Below are 17,352 nucleotides of genomic sequence, written 5' to 3'. Positions count from 1 at the left end.
CGCGAGAACTTGCCAGCACGCTATCAAGAGGGTCGATGATTTTATGTAAGGCGCATCTCTGGTACCTGTAAGACGGGTCGCTGATTACGCCTGCGCAATAAAAGCGATTTGTGATGACTATCGGAATGAGCCACTCAGCACACCAAGGTCTCAAGTGCTGTGCACCGATGTGAGGAGCGTGCGTACCCTCGGCCATCCGGTTAAAAGCACAGAAGCGTCCGATCAGAAACAAAAATGCCAGTCAGACAGGCTGACTGGCATTCACTTTAAAGGTCGAGTTTTTGATACCTGCGGGCGGATCAGTCCGCCAGCCAGCCATTTTCCCAATAGCGCAGGTTATCGCCACGCAGCACGTAATCGCGCAACACCACCTCACGCAACTCGTCGCCCATGCGATAGCTGGCATCCGGATCGGCCAGGTGCATGCGGATCGCCTGCAGCCACTCATCGGTGGTGTTGGTCTTGACCCGCGTACACGGCAGGTAGCCGCGATAGGCTTCGGTGTCAGTGCAGATCACCGGGTAGCCGCAAGCGCCGTACTCCAGCAGCCGCAGGTTGCTCTTGCAGTCGTTGAAGATGTGGAACTCCAGCGGTGCGAGGGCCAGATCGAGGTTGAGGCTGGCCAGTTTCGCCGGATACACGTCAAGCGGGATCACCCCGTGGAATTCATGCATGTACGGACGCAGGTCATCCGGGCACATGCCGAAGAACACCCAGTCGACTTCATTGGCCAGCTCGCGAACCACCTCCGCAATCACGGCCAGGTCGCCGTGGTGACTGGTACCACCGCCCCAACCGACCCGTGGCTTTTTCGACGTACGCCGCTGGCTGCGCAGGTTGCTCCAGAGGTCTTTGGCGAGCATGTTCGGCACCACACGAATGTCGTGGTGCATGTCCGACAGCGCATTGGCCAGTGGCTGCGTCGACACGACCACCCGATCGCAGAGGCCGATCGCTCGACGCACCATGCGCTCCATGTCCTGCTTGTTCGGCATGTTGCGGATGTGGGCATTGCGATGAGGAACGTCGATGACATAGTCATCCAGTTCGAAAATACGCCGGGCGCTGAAATACTTCTTCAGGGGCGGGATTTCATCGATGGCGTGCTCCGAGTAGCGCCCCTGCAGCACAATCACGTCGGGCGCCTGACGCTCAATGTCGACGATCGACGGCAAGCCGTAACAGATGCGCCCCTCGACCCGGTTGGCCGCCTCCAGCTCGATCATCGGCTGACTCATGCGGTAATGGCCGATGGCAGAGGCGTTGATCGGTACCACGAGCACGTTGGGCAGACTCGACTTGGAAAACGCACGCCAGCCGCTCAGCAGACCCGGTTCGAGACTGAAGTTGGTGGCCCCGATCCCCTGTAGCGCAAGGTTGACGTTGTAGGCCGGATCGCGCGCAATCAGCGGCAACCAGCGCTGGTAAAAAGTATCCTGCTCGCGCTCGTGCTGTTGTTGCTCTTCGCTCGTTGCCACGGCGCTCGGGCGTGTGCCCAGCGCCAGCCTGGCATGCGGATTCCACACCACCAGGTAACCTTCGCGGCCGATACGCAGGCACAGATCCACGACGTTGTACGCGATCTTCAAGTCCTGCTCGTCGAGCCCCGCGACCTCCTCGAAGACCGACTTGCGAACCATCAGGCAGTCACCGCCGACGGCGCTCAGATCCTGCACCGCCTGCAGTCGGAACATATAGCCCTCCGACTGCATCGGTTGCCCCAGGAACGGCAGCCCGGCCGGCCCCTGCAAACCGAGAATCAGGCCGGCATGCAAGATCCCGCCGTCCGGATCGAACAACTTGGCGCCGACCACTCCGACTTCCGGGCGCTGCGCATGATTGAGCAATTCGTCGAGCCAATCGGCTTGAGTGATCACCGCAAAAGCGTTGAGCAGCAACACGTACTCGCCACGCGCCTGGCTCACGGCAAAGTTGTGAATGGCGGCAGGGTTGTTCTTTTGCAGGCAGCGCAACACACGAATCCGCTCACCGCCCAACTGTCCCATGCCGTCGAGCCAGGCCCGCGCCTCGGCGGTTTCACTACCGCTATCGACCAGGAGAATTTCGTACTCGGTGTAAGCGGTTTTTTCCAGCAGCGTTTCGACACAACGCTGCAAGGCTGCCGTCTGATCCTGAGCGACGATGATCACCGAGACCAACGGGCGGCGGGCGTGACGATAATCGACCCGATTGAGCAGCTCACGGCCCTCACGCCGGGTCTCGTAGGCAATCCCCAAACGCTGCAGATGCGCATCGAGCAGCCGTGGATTCTGTTCCAGCACACCCGCATCGGTGAGCCATTGGGACAGATCGAATTTCGATTCGAGCAACACTTCGGCGATATGCCCGACCACCTGAGTGCCGTCGTTCTCGACCATCCGCCAGAGCAGGTCGTGAGGCGCCAGTTGGGCAAAGTCAGACGCCAGCCCTCCCAACTCCAGAACCCGCTCGCGCTTGAACGCCAGCGCCCGCCCGACGTAGGGGTAGCTGCGCATGAGGTCGAGGTTGAAATCCGGCTTGAACGCAGGCTCTGCCGACTCGCCATTGCGCAGACTGCCTTCGTCGCTGTACAGGCAAGTGAAAGTCCGCGAATGCGCGATCCGGTCAGCCATGATCAGCAACGCCGTAGCCACCGGGCGATCACCGGGTTGCAGCAGGTAGAACCAGTCGGCGCCTTCCAGTTGCGGCAGCAAGGTGTTGAGCTGCTCCAGCCCGTCGTCTTGCAGCGGCAGTCGAAACACACGGCCATCCAGCTCCGCTTCGGAGCAGGAGGCGGACAGTACCAGCACCAGTTCCGCCGGGTAATCCTGATTGGCCAGGGCCTCCAGCGTACGCTCTACACCGGCGCGACTGCCTTTGTCGTCGATGATGACCGGCACGATTCGCGGCTGGTGCGACCAACCGGCGATGGTTTCCGGCAGCATCTTGCGCTGCCCTTCGGTCAGCACCCGGCACTCCAGCCATTGCGCATAAAGCTCGCCGAAACTCAGGCTGTCCACCCCGACGCCACACTCCTGGCGGCTCTGCCGGGAACCCAGGGTGCGACTCAACGGCAGCTCATCCCAAACCCTTGGCGACTCATCAGCCTTTGCCAGCGGGATGTAACGCACCCAGCCTGGCGCCGGCGCCGACTCACCGTTGCGGACTTTGAGCATTTGCGAGAGCCACTCGCGCTCGACGTCCATCGCGTCCTTCATCGGTTGTTGCGCACTCAGCCGCTCCGGATAAAGGCGCTCGGCGCTCAGTACATTGTTCGACACCGCCAGGTTGCCGCGGCGCAGCAGGCAGATATACAAGGCGAAATCCAGGCTCGCGACGAAGCAGCCGCCCTCCTCGGTCAATGCCGGCAGCAGCTCGGCGACGTCCGCGCGGCGAAACAGCGCGTTGCTGAATCCGCCGAGAACGTTGACCGGGAATTTTTCGAATATCGCCAGTAGATCGTCACCCTTGAACAGGCCACTGACCGGCGACAGCGAAGTGTTTTCCAGACGCGCAGGCAGGATGATGTCGTTCGCGTCCCAGAGCAGTCGCTGGGCCAGCACCAGACTGACCTCGGCGCGGCGCATCTCGTGCGCCTGCTGCTCGATACAGGCGGAATAGAGCAGATCATCGTCACACAGAAACTTGATGAATTCGCCCTGCGCCTGATCCAGGCAGGCTTTCAGGTTGCCGACCAGTCCCAACGTGCGCGGGTTGCGTACATAACGCACGGCGACGCCGGTCTCCTCGCCGACATTCGAGACGATGGTTTCAATCTCGATGCCACGACTGTCATCGCAAACGATGATTTCCAGATGGCCATAGCCTTGGCCGACGGCGCTGCGCAACGCACGCTCGAAAAAGCGTGGATTGAAGGCGGGAATGACAAGGCTGACGAGAGGGAGTGAATTCACGGCGGGCTCACAGGCGGTACGAGCCCGCTCGGTAAAGCGAGCCCTTGAAACCGCAAAAAACATTACTTGAGGGATAGAGCAAACGGGCGCTCACACGCCCGTTAACCGTCAGATCTTGTTGAACAGACCCAACTGGCTGATCTTGCTGAACGCCAACTGCGCGGCTTGCAACATGGTCTGCTGCAGGGTCAGGCGGGTCATGACTTCGGCGGGATCCGAATCACGGATCGAGCCTTGGGTCGTGGTGTTCGCCGTGCTCAGGCTCTGGTTGGTCGCGGTTTGCATCTCCAGCGCCTGGCCACGGGCACCAATGGTGGTGACAGAAGCGCCAATCTGGTTGGTGGCGGCGTCGATGTTGCCGAGACCCGACTCCATGACACCCTGAAACTTCTGCTTGGCAACATCATCACCGTCGATCGGCATATTCAACGCCGTAATCATCTGGCCCAGGGTGTCGAGCACGTTCTGGGTCTGGTGATTGTTCGGCTGGATCGAGAACTGATCGCCAGCGGCCGGCGTGTTGCCCAGCGCGAAAGTCACGCCCGCAGCGGTCGCGTTGCCGCCAGCCACGGTGCCGGACGACACGGGTTTGCTGTCCGCAGTGACTGGCGCCGCATACAGATCGAACGCCGTGGCGCTGGTGAACTTGAGCACCGCGCCGCCTTGCGGGAAGGCGTTTGTATAGGCCGACTGGTCGGTGATGGTCGAACCGGTAATCACCGCAGTAGACGGGTTACCCGGGCTGCGCGCGGTGGTGAACGAATCCGGCTGGGTCGACAACTGGAAGCTGTGTCCGGCAATGACCGCGTCCGGGTTGGTGTCACCCGCTTTCAGGTTGATGTTCAGCTTCAGGTCGACACCACGGAAACTGACCGTCTGGTTGGTGCCGGTGGTGTTGACGATCGCGCCATTCTGGCTGGCTTCGGCCGTCACGTCGTTACCCAGCGCGTCGGTAATTTGCAGCTGGGTGCTGCTGACGAAGCTAACGGTGTACGGCTGACCACCGGAGAACTTGGAGTTGTACGTGGCAACATTGCCAACGGTACCGCTGGACAGCACGACACGGCCGTCATCCACTGCCGGAGCCGTCATGTTGGTGCTGGTGCGGCCGGTGTTGATGGTCTGCTGAAAGGCATCCCAACCGGTGGTGTTGGTACCGACCGTCATACCGTCGCCGATGCCCAGGTTGATCGTGGTCTGGTCACCGTTGTAGGTGTAAGTGCCGTCGGCATTCTGTGAGTACGGCGCGGTATCGGTCTTCGAACCGGAGAACATGTAGTTGCCGTTGGCATCCTTGGAGTTCATCAGGCCCAGCACTTGTTGCTGGATCTGACTCAGTTCCGCAGCGTAAGCCTGGCGATCCTTGTCGGTACGCGTGCCGGTGTTGGCGGCCAGGGCGAGTTCCTTGGCGCGCGCCAGTGCGGTGGTGATGGAATCCAGCGTGGACTCCTGCACATTCAACGAATTCTTGGTGGTGTCGACGTTGGTCTTGTACTGATCCAGCATCGCGGCCTGCTGGCCCAGTTGCAGCAACCGACCGGCGCCGATCGGATCATCGGAGGCGTTGGTGATGCGCTGCAGACTGCTCGCCTCGCTGGCGGTAGCCACAGCCTTGTTGAAGTTACGTTGATAGTCCGACGCTTGCGTGCCGTAATACTGGGCGGTGGAAATGCGCATGAATTACGACTCCTTAAAGGCTGTTGATCAGCGTGGCGAAAGTTTCCTGCGCAGCTTTGATGATCTGCGAGGACGCTGTGTAGTACTGCTGGTATTTGACCAGGTTGCCGGTTTCTTCATCCAGGTTGACCCCGGACAGCGAGTCGCGCGCGCCTTTGGCGTTATCCAGTATCGCTGTGGTCGCGGTGCTGTCGGACTTGCCTTGAGCGGTTTTGGTACCGACGTTGGTCACCAGCTTGTTGTAGGCGTCGGTCAGGCTGATGCCCTTGCTCGCCGAACCGGTATCGACGGTCTGCGCAGTTTGCAGGCCAACCAGCGCTTGCGCGTTGCGGTTGTCCGAAGACGCCGCACCGGTCAGGTTCATGGTGAAGGTTTCGCCCGGCTTCGGCGTGCCGCCAACGGTGGTCTGCACCGAGAAGGTTTTCTGCACGTTCGGCGTGACGCTGGTGTCCAGTACCGGGTTGCCGCTGGCATCGACGATGCCGACTTTCAGGTCCAGCGTGTTCGATTGACCGGGAACGATGGTGCCGCTGCTGATGAGGCCGCCCTTGGCATCCACAAAAGTGTAAGACTGGCTGCCCCCGGAGACCGCACCGAACACCAGTTTGACCGGCGTCGAGTTTTTCAGCGCCGCCTGCATGTCAGCCTGGGCAGTCGGGTTGTAGATATCGATTTTGGAGCTGAGTGTCGGCTGGGTGTAATTGCCCAGACCGTTGGCGCTGGCCACACCGGTCAACGGACCGGCCGCAGCAATTTTCTTCGGATCGGTGAGCACCGTCTGGATGCTCGCGGCCGCATTGCGGGTCGGCGTCACTTTGAAGCTGTCACCGGCACTCAACGCCCCACCCTTGAGCGCAAGGGTGAAACCGTCGATCACTGGCGGCGGATTGGTGGTGGTGCTGAAGGTGCCCAGATCGGTACCGTCGGAGCGCTTGACCGAGTAGTCGGTGGCGCTGGTGAACGTGACCTGATAATCGCTGGTGGTCAGCTTGCCGCTGTCCTTGATGGTCACATCGAGGTTGCCCGAACCTGCGCTGTTGCCATCCTTCGCGATGCTGCGCTGGCTGATCAGCGCGGCACTGTTGATGTTGTTGAACAGCGCTGCGCCGAAGTCACCGTTCTTGTCGATGCCCTGGGCTTGCTGGCTGTTGACCTGATCAGCGATCACCAGGGCCACACGGCCCAGCTCATTGAGCGACGGATCGAGAACTTCTTTGCGATAAGTCAGCAGACCACCGATTTCGCCACCGCTGATCACCGAGGTGATGTCGATGGTGCTCGAGCCGCGATCCATCTGGATGCCCATGCGCGATGGATCATCCTTGAGCGGCACAGTGCTCAGGGAGTTGGCGGAGTTGCCAATGACCAGGGGCTGGCCGCTACCGACGTAGATGTCGAAGCTGCTGCCGCGCTCGACGACCTGCGCGCCGGTCAGCTCGGACAACTGGCGCACGGCTTCGTTACGGCTGTCGAGCAAATCGTTCGGCGCACCACCGCTGGTGGAGATCTCACCGATCTTCTGGTTCAGGTTGGCAATCGAGGTGGCCAGCTTGTTCACCTGGGCCGCCATGTCGCCAAGGCTGCCGTTGATGGTGGTGTTCTGGTCGTTGAGCTGTTTGGCGATGGAGTTGAAGCGGCTGGTCAGCGCTTGCGCACCGGTCAGCACCGATTGACGCGAGGTGTCATCGGTCGCAGACGTCGACACGCCCTGCATCGTCGTGAAGAACTTTTGCAGCACACCGGTCAGGCCGGTGTTGGTGTCGGACAACGTGGAGTCCAGCGGCGTCGCCTGCGCGAGGTATGACGCTGCTTCGCTGTTGAGCGAAGTTGCCGTGTGCAGCTGGGATTCCAGGTAAGAGTTGTAGACCCGGCGAACGTCAGCCAGGGTCGTGCCGGTGCCGATAAACACGGTGCCGTACTGCTGCGAGGATTTGGTGCCCTGCACGGTTTGCTGGCGTGAATAACCGGCGGTGTCGACGTTGGCAATGTTGTTGCCTGTCGTAGCCAAAGAGGACTGGCTGGCCGTCAGTCCCGACATCCCGATATTGAGCAAACTCATGGTTCAGACCTTATACCTTGTGCCTTATAAAGGCGTGGTGGAGACACCCGCCGCAGCGTAGTTTTGGAAACTGTTCATCTGCTTGGCAATCTGCGAAATCTTGCTTGCGTAGTTCGGGTCGGTGGCGTAACCGGCCTTTTGCAACTCGCGTACAAACTGTTCTGGGTTATCGGCAGACTTCACGACATCTTGATAGCGATTATTGGACTGCAGCAAAGTCACCAGATCGTGGAAGCTGTCCTTGTACGAGGCGTAGGAACGGAACTCGGCCGTCTCCTTGACCATCTCGCCATTGCGGAACTCGCTGGTGATCGCCCGGGCCGAATCGCCCTTCCAGTTGCTGCTCGCCTTGATGCCGAACAGGTTGTGGCTGCTACTGCCATCCTGGGCACGCATGACCGACTTGCCCCAACCGGTTTCCAGCGCCGCTTGCGCCACCAGATAACGCGGATCGACGCCGATACGGTCGGCCGCTTCCTTGGCCATCGGCAGCATGGTGTTGACGAATTCGTCGGCGGAACTGAAGGCTTTTTTCGCCGGTGCCAGCGGAATCTGCGCCATGGCGCGACCGTAGACCTGCATCTGTGCGCCCGAGGCTTTTTCGCCCTCGGCGCGCGCCAGCCAGTCGCCGTTGTACAACGGGCCGGCGCCGGTGGTGGCGGCGGTGGTCGCGCGCGGCGGCAACTGCGTGGCGGCTGCCGGCGTAGCTGAGGGCACCAGCCCGGCAAGCAAACGATCGGCCAGTTTCGGTGGCAAGGCCAGACGACGCTGGTTGATCATTTCCATGTCATTGCGATGAGCGAGTTGCGTGTTCGGCGCGTTCACCGAACGCGATGCCCACAACGGGCGCTCGCCATTGAGACGCGACAACGAGCCGTTGGTAGCAACGGTGCCAGCGGCAACCGGTGTGACCACGGCCGCAGCTTTCGCCTTGGCCTCTTCCTGCTTGGCAGCGGACGCGGCCGCAGCCTCACCCGGTGCCAGCGGTTTGTTCTTCGACATCTGCCGCATCAGCACGTCGGCCAGACCGATACCACCGCCCTCGCGGGACATGGAAACGGCCAGTTGCTGGTCGTACATTTCCTGATACTGCTTGGCCGCCGGCGTGTTCAGCGGATTGTCTTCACCCAAGGCGTTGGTCGCCGAGCGCATCGACTTGAGCATCTCGCCGAGGAACAGCGATTCGAATTCCTGCGCCACTTTGCGCAGGTTCGCATCGCTGTTCTTGTCGCCGACCTTGAGCTGGTTCAGGCGATTGAGGTCCGAGTAGGAACCCGAATCGCTGCTGCTGACCAGACCGCTTTTGCGCATGTCCATAAGGGTCGGCCTCAGATCACGATCAGGTCGGCTTGCAACGCGCCGGCCTGCTTCAGAGCTTCAAGGATCGCCATCAAGTCACCCGGTGCCGCGCCGACCTGGTTCACCGCACGGACGATCTCGTCGAGGGTGGTACCCGGGCCGAACTTGAACATCGGCTTGGCTTCCTGCTCGGCATTCACCCGCGAGCGCGGCACGACAGCGGTCTGACCATTGGACAGAGGGCCGGGCTGGCTGACGATCGGGTCTTCGGTGATGGTCACGGTCAGGCTGCCGTGGGTCACGGCGGCTGGCGACACTTTCACGTTCTGGCCGATGACGATGGTGCCGGTACGCGAGTTGATGATGACTTTCGCCACTGCCTGACCCGGATCGACTTCAAGGTTTTCCAGGATCGACAAGTAGTCGACGCGCTGGCTCGGATCGAGCGGCGCGGTGACCCGGATCGAACCGCCGTCGATGGCTTGCGCAACGCCAGGGCCGAGCATGTCGTTGATCTTGTCGACGATACGTTTGGCCGTGGTGAAGTCGGAACGGTTGAGGTTCAGCGTCAGGCTGTTGCCCTGATTGAAACCGCTCGGCACCGAACGCTCCACCGAAGCACCGCCAGGGATGCGACCGGCCGACGGAACGTTGACGGTGATCTTCGAACCGTCACGGCCCTCGGCGTCGAAACCGCCAACCACCAGGTTGCCCTGAGCGACCGCGTAGACGTTGCCGTCGATACCCTTGAGCGGGGTCAGCAGCAGTGTGCCGCCGCGCAGGCTCTTGGAGTTACCGATCGAGGACACCGTGATGTCGACCTGCTGACCAGGCTTGGCGAACGCCGGCAAGTCAGCACTGATCGACACTGCCGCGACGTTTTTCAACTGCACGTTGCCCGATCCCGGCGGCACCTTGATGCCGAACTGCGAGAGCATGTTGTTGAAGGTCTGCAGGGTGAACGGGGTTTGCGTCGTCTGGTCACCGGTGCCGTTAAGCCCGACCACCAGGCCGTAACCGATCAACTGGTTGGAACGCACGCCGGAAATGCTGGCGATATCTTTCAGCCGCTCGGCGTGGGCACCAAAGGCTGCGGACATCAACGCCGCAGCCAGCATGAGGCTCTTGAAATTCAACGTAGCCACCTAGAAAGGGAACAGCGGGCTGAGGAAGAAACGGTCGAACCAGCCTGGCTGACTCGTATCGGCAAACGCGCCGGTACCCGAGTAGGTGATGCGTGCATCGGCGACCCGGGTCGACGACACAGTGTTGTCCGTGGCGATGTCATCGGCGCGCACCAGACCGGCGATGCGCACCAGTTCGTCACCGGTGTTCAGCGTCAGCCACTTCTCGCCACGCACGGCGATGATGCCGTTGGGCAGCACGTCAGCGACGGTCACGGTGATCGAACCGGTCAGGCTGTTGCTCTGCCCGGACTTGGCGTCGCCCTTGGTCGAGCGGTCGGCACTGTAGCCGGCGTTCAGACTCAGGTCGTTGCCGCCGATCGGGTTGTTGGTGGTCAGGCTGGAGCCGAACAACGAGGTCAGACCGACCTTGTTGTCGCTGTTCTTGTCCATCTGCGAGTTGGCGTTCTTGCTCGCCTGCGTGCGCTCGTTCAGGGTGATGGTGATGATGTCACCGACCCGGAAAGCCTTGCGGTCGCTGTACAGGTTCTGCTCGAAGCCGGCCTGATAGATCGAGCCGTTATTGGCCGCAGCCGGCAACGGCGTGCGCGGCAACACCGGGGCGTAGTAAGGGTCATTGGGCTTGGGCGTCGGGGCGACGCAGCCCGCGAGCGAGACGACCCCACTCAATGCCAGAACAGATACAAAGCGATTCATGACCCTACCTCACGGTGTTGCAGGCGACCTCATGGCCGCCTCATAGACTTGATTACAGATTCTGCGTTACGAACGAGAGCATCTGGTCAGCGGTGGAGATCACCTTGGAGTTCATCTCGTAAGCGCGCTGAGTGGTGATCATGTTGACCATCTCTTCAACAGTGCTGACGTTGGAGGTTTCCAGGGTGTTCTGCAGGGTGGTACCGAAACCGGCCAGACCCGGGGTGCCGACTTGCGGCGCGCCGGAAGCGGCGGTTTCCAGGAACAGGTTGTTGCCCACGGCTTGCAGACCGGCCGGGTTGATGAAGTCGGCGGTTTGCAGGTTGCCGATCACCTGCGACGCGGCGTTGCCAGCGACAGTGATGGACACCGTGCCGTCACGGCCGACGGTGAAGGTCTGGGCATCGTTCGGAATGACGATGGCCGGTTCCAGAGCGAAACCGCTGGCGTTAACGATCTGGCCGTTGGAATCGAGGTGGAAGGTACCGTCACGGGTGTAGGACGTGGTGCCGTCCGGCTGCAGAATCTGGAAGAAACCGCGACCGTCGATGGCCATATCCAGCGGCTGCTCGGTGGTTTGCAGACTGCCGGCGGTGAAGTTTTTCTGAGTGCCGACGATGCGCACACCAGTACCCAGTTGCAGACCCGACGGCAGTTCGCTGTCCTGGGTCGACTGAGCGCCTGGCTGACGCTTGATCTGATAGAGCAAGTCCTGGAACTCGGCGCGATCACGTTTGAAACCCGTGGTCGACACGTTCGCCAGGTTGTTGGAAATGGTGGTCAGGTTGGTGTCCTGGGCGGACAGACCGGTTTTGGCAACCCATAGAGCCGGAAGCATTCGATTCTCCTCGTGCGCCTGATTTTCGGCGCGACGTTCTGATAATTAGCTGATCTGCAAGACCCGAGCCATGGCCTGGTCGTCGTCTTTGGCGGTGTTCATCATCTTGACGTGCAACTCGAACTGCTTGGCCAATGCCAGCACCGAAGTCATCTCTTCGACGGCGTTGACGTTGCTCGACTCAAGGAAACCCGACACCAGTTTGACGTTGGCATCGGCCGGCGCCGGCTGGCCGTCCTTGGTGTAGATCGAGCCGTCGAGGCCCTTGTTCATGTTCTTGATGTCCGGGTTGACCAGTTTGATCCGGTCGACTTCCGCCATGACACGCGGGCCTTCGCCCATCGCACGAATACTGATGGTGCCGTCTTCACCGACTTCGATCTGCTGCTCGGGCGGCACGGCGATCGGACCGCCATTGCCGATCACCGGCATGCCGTTGCCGGCGCGCAGAACGCCGAGGGCGTCAACGTTGAGGCTGCCGGTGCGCACGTAGCTTTCGCCGCCGTTCGGGTTCTGCACGGCAATGAAACCGTTGCCGGTCACGGCGACGTCGAGATCACGACCGGTCTGCACCAGCGAGCCTGGGGTGAAATCAGTGGCGGGCCGTTCGCTCATGGCAAACGCACGCGCCGGAAAGCTGTCACCGAACACCGGCATCGAACGCGCCTGCTCCAGGTCGCGCTGAAAACCGTTGGTGGAGATGTTCGCCAGGTTGTTGGCATGAGCCTTCTGCGCCAGTGCGTTCTGGCTGGCGCCGGTCATTGCCACATAAAGGTACTTGTCCACACTCTTTCCTCTGCATGCCGGACGTTTGCCGCCCACCGCTGTACTGCTGAGCCATAAGCAATTTGCAGACCAACTTTTTTCTGGCGCACAAAGACCCGGTAAACAAAGGACTTGGAGGATCTTGCGGGGGAATTGGAAATGTATCGAAGTCGAAAAACCGGCGGTGTTATGCCGGTAGGTGGCAAAGTCTGGCGCTGGTGTTGCCTGGACTATCGCTTTCGCGAGCAGGCTCGCTCCCACAGGGGAATGCATTTCAAATGTGGGAGCGAGCCTGCTCGCGAAGAGGCCATCACTACCCACACATGTTTGGGCTACGACTCGGTTTTGCCGACTTCATATTCACGCAGCTTGTTGGCAATGGTGGTGTGTGAAACCCCAAGTCGCTTACCCAACTGCCGACTGCTCGGATGCTCGGAATACAACCGCTCCAGCACCGCTTTCTCGAAGCGCCCGACAATTTCGTCCAAGCCACCTTCCAGCGAAAAATCACCAAGCGGCTGACGCACGCCGTAATCCGGCAGCCGAATATGTTCGGCCTTCACCGTGCCGCCATCGCACAGTGAAACCGCCTGGAACAAAACGTTTTCCAACTGCCGCACGTTGCCCGGCCAGTGGTAATGACTGAGCCGATCCATCGCTGCCGGTGCCAGTTTCGGCAGCGAGCAACCGATCTGCCGACTGGCCTGATCGAGAAAGTGCTCGACCAGCGGCGTCAGTCCGTCGAGGCATTCGCGCAGCGGCGGGATGTGCAGCGAGAGCACGTTCAAGCGGTGATACAAATCCTGGCGAAACTCGCCGCGTGCGCACAGTTCGGACAAGTCCACCTGGGTGGCGCAGATCACCCGCACATCCAGGTAAACCTCTTCATCACTGCCAACGCGACGGAAACAACCGTCCTGTAGAAAGCGCAGCAACTTCACCTGCAAGCGCGGGCTCATTTCGCCAACACCATCGAGAAACAGCGTGCCGCCCGCCGTCAATTCCAGCAGGCCGAGCTTGCCTTCGGCCCGCGCCCCTTCGAAGGCGCCGGGGCCGTAGCCGAACAGCTCGGTCTCGGCCATCGACTCCGGCAGGCCTGCGCAGTTGAGCGCCATCAGCGGCGACTGCCCGCGCGGGCTGGCGAGGTGACAGGCACGCGCGAGCAATTCCTTGCCGGTGCCGGTTTCGCCTTCAATCAACAGCGGTGCATCCAGCGGGGCCATACGCCGCGCTTCACGCACGACGGCGGCCATGACTTTGGAGCTCTGGAAGATGCTGTCGAAGCCACGCAGCTCCTGCTTGCGCACGTTGTAGATGCGCTCGCCTACGCGGTCGGCGCGGTGCAAGGTCAACACCGCGCCGGCCATCGCTTCACTGTCGTCGTGCTCCGATTGCAGTGGCGCGATGTCAGCCAGAAAGATGTCGCCCTTGACCTTGACCCGCATGCCGTTGATTCGCGATTTGTTGGCGCGCACCAGCTCTGGCAAATCGAAATCCTCGGCGTAACGCGACAGCGGAATCCCCGGCACTTCATCGACCCGTACACCGAGCAACTGCGCCGCCGCGCGGTTGGCGGCGACGATCGAGCCGCCCATGTCGATCGACAACACCGGAAACTCCAGCGCGCCGAGCAAGGCGTTCAACTCCATGTGCCGTCGTTCGCTGGGCATCAGCCCTACCCGCTTGACGCCGAACACCCCAGCGATCGCCTCGAATTTCGGTCGCAGCGCCTGGAACTGGATATTGATCAGATTCGGGCAGTGCAGGTAGATCGCATTGCCGTGCTCACCACCGACCTCACCGCGCGCGACGTTGATCCCGTACGCCACCAACAGATTGAGGATGTCGCGCAGGATGCCGATGCGGTTCTGGCAGTGGACTTTGATGCGCATAGGAGAAAACCCGCTAAACCAGTCATAAGGTTAAATACAAAACCTGTGGGAGCGAGCCTGCTCGCGAAGACGGCGGCACATTCAACATTAATGTGTCAGACAAATCGCATTCGCGAGCAGGCTCGCTCGCACAAGGGATAGCGCCACGACTTTTCTGCCGAGGCGCGTAGATAGTTGTCAAGATTATGTGACAGGCACCAGGCTTTTCAAACCTGAAAATCACCGAAAATGCGCGACGGCGGTCAAACCGTAACGATAACTTTACGAATTACAGAGAAATTTCCTACGCACAGGCCATTCAACCTGCTGCACATCAACCCGCTCTCAGGTAATTCTGAATCCATCGCTGGACATAACAAGAACGAATTCCCCTAGCAGGAGAGCAGTATGAAGCAGACGCAATACGTGGCCCGCGAGCCCGATGCGCAAGGTTTTATCGACTACCCCGCCGAAGAACACGCGGTGTGGAACACGCTGATCACTCGCCAGTTGAAAGTGATCGAAGGGCGTGCCTGCCAGGAGTACCTGGACGGTATCGAAAAACTCGGTCTGCCCCACGACCGCATTCCGCAACTCGGCGAGATCAACAAGGTGCTCGGCGAAACCACCGGTTGGCAGGTCGCCCGCGTTCCGGCACTGATCCCCTTCCAGACGTTTTTTGAACTGCTGGCCAGCAAGCAATTTCCGGTCGCGACCTTTATTCGTACCCGCGAAGAGCTGGACTACCTGCAAGAGCCGGATATTTTCCACGAGATCTTTGGTCACTGCCCGCTGCTGACCAACCCGTACTTCGCCGAATTCACCCACACCTACGGCAAGCTCGGCCTACAGGCCACCAAGGAAGAACGCGTTTATCTGGCGCGTCTGTACTGGATGACCATCGAGTTCGGCCTGGTCGACACCCCGCAGGGCAAACGCATCTACGGTGGCGGCATCCTGTCCTCGCCGAAAGAAACCGTTTATTCGCTGTCGGACGAGCCTGAACATCAGGCCTTCGACCCGCTCGAAGCCATGCGCACGCCGTATCGCATCGACATCCTGCAACCGCTGTACTTTGTCCTGCCGAACCTCAAGCGTCTGTTCGACGTGGCCCATGAAGACATCATGGCCATGGTTCGCCAAGGCATGCAGCTGGGCCTGCACGCACCGAAATTTCCGCCGAAACCGAAAGCCGCGTGAACCGCGACTTTTGCTGACAATTGAGCCTGTCAGTCGCCGCCACTTTGGTTTAGCGTGACGGCATTGACGGCTCAAACGCTTTAATAAAAAAAACACACTCGATTTCAGGAATACACCATGTCCACTTTGAACCAAGCCCACTGCGAAGCCTGCCGCGCCGATGCGCCACAAGTCAGCGACGAGGAACTGCCGATTCTGATCAAGCAGATCCCTGACTGGAACATCGAAGTACGTGACAGCATCATGCAACTGGAGAAGGTCTTCCTGTTCAAGAACTTCAAGCACGCGCTGGCCTTCACCAACGCGGTCGGCGAGATCTCCGAGGCCGAAGGTCACCATCCGGGCCTGCTGACCGAGTGGGGTAAAGTCACCGTGACCTGGTGGAGCCACTCGATCAAAGGCCTGCACCGCAACGACTTCATCATGGCCGCGCGCACTGACGAAGTGGCCAAGACTGCAGAAGGACGCAAGTAATGCATTTCGACGCCATCGGCCGGGTACCCGGCGACCCGATCCTCGGCTTGATGGAGGCGTATGCGCAGGACAGCAACCCGCGCAAATTCGACTTGGGCGTTGGCGTCTACAAGGACGCCCAGGGCCTGACGCCGATCCCGGAAGCGGTGAAAATCGCTGAAGCGCGCCTCGTCGAAAGCCAGGACACCAAGACTTACATCGGTGGCCACGGCAACCCGCTGTTCGGCAAAGTCATCAATGAGCTGGTACTTGGCGCCGACTCGAAGCTGATCGCCGAACAGCGCGCCGGCGCCACCCAGACCCCGGGCGGCACCGGTGCCCTGCGTCTGGCTGCCGACTTCATCGCCCAGTGCCTGCCGGGCAAAGGCGTATGGCTGAGCAACCCGACCTGGCCGATCCACGAAACCATTTTCGCCGCGGCCGGGGTCAAGGTCAGTCACTACCCGTACGTGGGCAGTGACAACCGCCTCGACGTCGACGCCATGCTCGCCGTACTCAACGAAGTACCGAAAGGTGATGTGGTGCTGCTCCACGCGTGCTGCCACAACCCGACCGGTTTTGACTTGAGCCATGACGACTGGCAGCGTGTGCTCGATGTGGTGCGCAGCCGCAACCTGCTGCCGCTGATCGACTTTGCCTACCAGGGTTTTGGCGACGGTCTGGAGCAGGATGCGTGGTCGACCCGCTTGTTCGCGGCCGAGGTGCCTGAGCTGCTGATCACCAGTTCCTGCTCGAAGAACTTCGGCCTGTACCGCGACCGCACCGGTGCGCTGATCGTCTGCGCGAAAACCGCCGACAAGCTCATCGACATCCGCAGCCAACTGGCCAACATCGCCCGCAACCTGTGGTCGACGCCGCCGGATCACGGCGCGGCAGTGGTCGCGACCATCCTCGCCGACCCGGAGCTGAAAGCGCGCTGGGCCGATGAAGTGGAAGCCATGCGTCTGCGCATTGCGCAACTGCGCAGCGGCCTGGTTGAAGCGCTGGAACCGCATGGCCTGCGCGAGCGTTTTGCACACATTGGTGTGCAGCGCGGCATGTTCTCTTACACCGGCCTGTCGCCGGAGCAAGTGAAGCAACTGCGCGAGCATCACAGCGTGTACATGGTCAGCTCGGGCCGGGCGAACGTCGCCGGTATCGACGCCACCCGCCTCGCGCTGCTGGCCGAAGCCATCGCCAGCGTCTGCAAATAGTCAAAGCACCGCAGTACCCCTGTAGGAGTGAGCCTGCTCGCGATAGCGGTGTATCAGCCAGCATCTTAGTTGACTGATACACCGCTATCGCGAGCAGGCTCACTCCTACATTTGTTTTGTGGTGACCTTTCGTTTTTGCGCCCCCTGCGGCCATCTGTCGCATTAATTTGAATTAAAAGTCTGATTGTCATTTTTCCTGCTGTATCCTGCGCAGGCTTTCTAAAAGCGCGGATCTACCAGAT

12 protein-coding genes are annotated in these 17,352 nt (G+C 60.6%); 3 read left to right on the top strand and 9 right to left on the bottom strand.

What is annotated here, in order from left to right:
* Positions 1–299: 299 nt before the first annotated feature.
* The 9 genes from AC5SEM_RS04330 to AC5SEM_RS04290 all read right to left on the bottom strand — a co-directional run bounded on the left by AC5SEM_RS04330 (position 300) and on the right by AC5SEM_RS04290 (position 14,264).
* On the bottom strand, positions 300–3,893 hold the full coding sequence (locus AC5SEM_RS04330) for a glycosyltransferase (RefSeq protein WP_495472254.1): 3,594 nt from the start codon (positions 3,891–3,893) through the stop codon (positions 300–302).
* A gap of 108 nt (positions 3,894–4,001) precedes the next feature.
* Entirely contained in the window at positions 4,002–5,570 is a 1,569-nt protein-coding gene (locus AC5SEM_RS04325; RefSeq protein WP_077571631.1) for a flagellar hook-associated protein 3, read from the bottom strand.
* A 13-nt stretch (positions 5,571–5,583) separates the two neighbouring features.
* The gene (gene flgK, locus AC5SEM_RS04320; protein WP_495472253.1) at positions 5,584–7,629 is read right to left on the bottom strand and encodes a flagellar hook-associated protein FlgK; all 2,046 of its coding nucleotides are present in this window, start codon (positions 7,627–7,629) and stop codon (positions 5,584–5,586) included.
* 24 nt (positions 7,630–7,653) lie between these two features.
* Positions 7,654–8,946 carry a flagellar assembly peptidoglycan hydrolase FlgJ gene (flgJ, locus tag AC5SEM_RS04315; RefSeq protein ID WP_495472252.1) on the bottom strand — a complete coding sequence of 431 codons (1,293 nt, stop codon included), beginning with the start codon at positions 8,944–8,946 and terminating at the stop codon, positions 7,654–7,656.
* A gap of 11 nt (positions 8,947–8,957) precedes the next feature.
* Entirely contained in the window at positions 8,958–10,046 is a 1,089-nt protein-coding gene (locus AC5SEM_RS04310; protein WP_176091703.1) for a flagellar basal body P-ring protein FlgI, read from the bottom strand.
* A 27-nt stretch (positions 10,047–10,073) separates the two neighbouring features.
* Positions 10,074–10,769 (bottom strand): flagellar basal body L-ring protein FlgH, encoded by a 696-nt coding sequence (gene flgH / locus AC5SEM_RS04305; RefSeq protein ID WP_038363773.1) that lies wholly within the window; start codon positions 10,767–10,769, stop codon positions 10,074–10,076.
* Positions 10,770–10,821: 52 nt separating this feature from the next.
* Positions 10,822–11,607: a flagellar basal-body rod protein FlgG gene (gene flgG, locus AC5SEM_RS04300; protein WP_007920118.1), complete on the bottom strand. Its 786-nt coding sequence runs from the start codon at positions 11,605–11,607 to the stop codon at positions 10,822–10,824.
* Positions 11,608–11,652: 45 nt separating this feature from the next.
* Positions 11,653–12,393 carry a flagellar basal body rod protein FlgF gene (locus AC5SEM_RS04295; RefSeq protein WP_007920119.1) on the bottom strand — a complete coding sequence of 247 codons (741 nt, stop codon included), beginning with the start codon at positions 12,391–12,393 and terminating at the stop codon, positions 11,653–11,655.
* Between the two features lie 311 nt (positions 12,394–12,704).
* Positions 12,705–14,264, bottom strand: coding sequence for a sigma-54-dependent transcriptional regulator (locus tag AC5SEM_RS04290; protein WP_077571627.1), 1,560 nt, complete (start codon positions 14,262–14,264; stop codon positions 12,705–12,707).
* A gap of 387 nt (positions 14,265–14,651) precedes the next feature.
* On the opposite strand from AC5SEM_RS04290, the gene phhA reads away from it, so the two are divergent.
* The 3 genes from phhA (at position 14,652) to AC5SEM_RS04275 (ending at position 17,110) form a co-directional block, all read left to right on the top strand.
* Positions 14,652–15,443 carry a phenylalanine 4-monooxygenase gene (gene phhA / locus AC5SEM_RS04285; protein WP_007920123.1) on the top strand — a complete coding sequence of 264 codons (792 nt, stop codon included), beginning with the start codon at positions 14,652–14,654 and terminating at the stop codon, positions 15,441–15,443.
* A 117-nt stretch (positions 15,444–15,560) separates the two neighbouring features.
* Positions 15,561–15,917, top strand: a complete 357-nt coding sequence (locus AC5SEM_RS04280) for a 4a-hydroxytetrahydrobiopterin dehydratase (protein ID WP_003222798.1) — start codon at positions 15,561–15,563, stop codon at positions 15,915–15,917.
* Positions 15,917–17,110, top strand: a complete 1,194-nt coding sequence (locus tag AC5SEM_RS04275) for an amino acid aminotransferase (RefSeq protein ID WP_077571626.1) — start codon at positions 15,917–15,919, stop codon at positions 17,108–17,110. The genes AC5SEM_RS04280 and AC5SEM_RS04275 overlap by 1 nt, the downstream gene beginning before the upstream one ends.
* Positions 17,111–17,352 lie beyond the last annotated feature (242 nt).

Source organism: Pseudomonas sp. CH61 (assembly GCF_059429415.1).
The sequence above is the reverse complement of the archived record's forward strand: the minus strand, read 5'-3'. Positions and strand labels throughout refer to the sequence as shown.

Coding starts and splice junctions, on each gene's coding strand:
- AC5SEM_RS04325 (WP_077571631.1), bottom strand. CDS start 5,570: ATGCGCATTTCCACCGCCCAGTATTACGGCACGCAAGCGTCGGACTAT.
- flgK (WP_495472253.1), bottom strand. CDS start 7,629: ATGAGTTTGCTCAATATCGGGATGTCGGGACTGACGGCCAGCCAGTCC.
- flgJ (WP_495472252.1), bottom strand. CDS start 8,946: ATGGACATGCGCAAAAGCGGTCTGGTCAGCAGCAGCGATTCGGGTTCC.
- AC5SEM_RS04310 (WP_176091703.1), bottom strand. CDS start 10,046: ATGCTGGCTGCGGCGTTGATGTCCGCAGCCTTTGGTGCCCACGCCGAG.
- flgH (WP_038363773.1), bottom strand. CDS start 10,769: ATGAATCGCTTTGTATCTGTTCTGGCATTGAGTGGGGTCGTCTCGCTC.
- flgG (WP_007920118.1), bottom strand. CDS start 11,607: ATGCTTCCGGCTCTATGGGTTGCCAAAACCGGTCTGTCCGCCCAGGAC.
- AC5SEM_RS04290 (WP_077571627.1), bottom strand. CDS start 14,264: ATGCGCATCAAAGTCCACTGCCAGAACCGCATCGGCATCCTGCGCGAC.
- phhA (WP_007920123.1), top strand. CDS start 14,652: ATGAAGCAGACGCAATACGTGGCCCGCGAGCCCGATGCGCAAGGTTTT.
- AC5SEM_RS04280 (WP_003222798.1), top strand. CDS start 15,561: ATGTCCACTTTGAACCAAGCCCACTGCGAAGCCTGCCGCGCCGATGCG.
- AC5SEM_RS04275 (WP_077571626.1), top strand. CDS start 15,917: ATGCATTTCGACGCCATCGGCCGGGTACCCGGCGACCCGATCCTCGGC.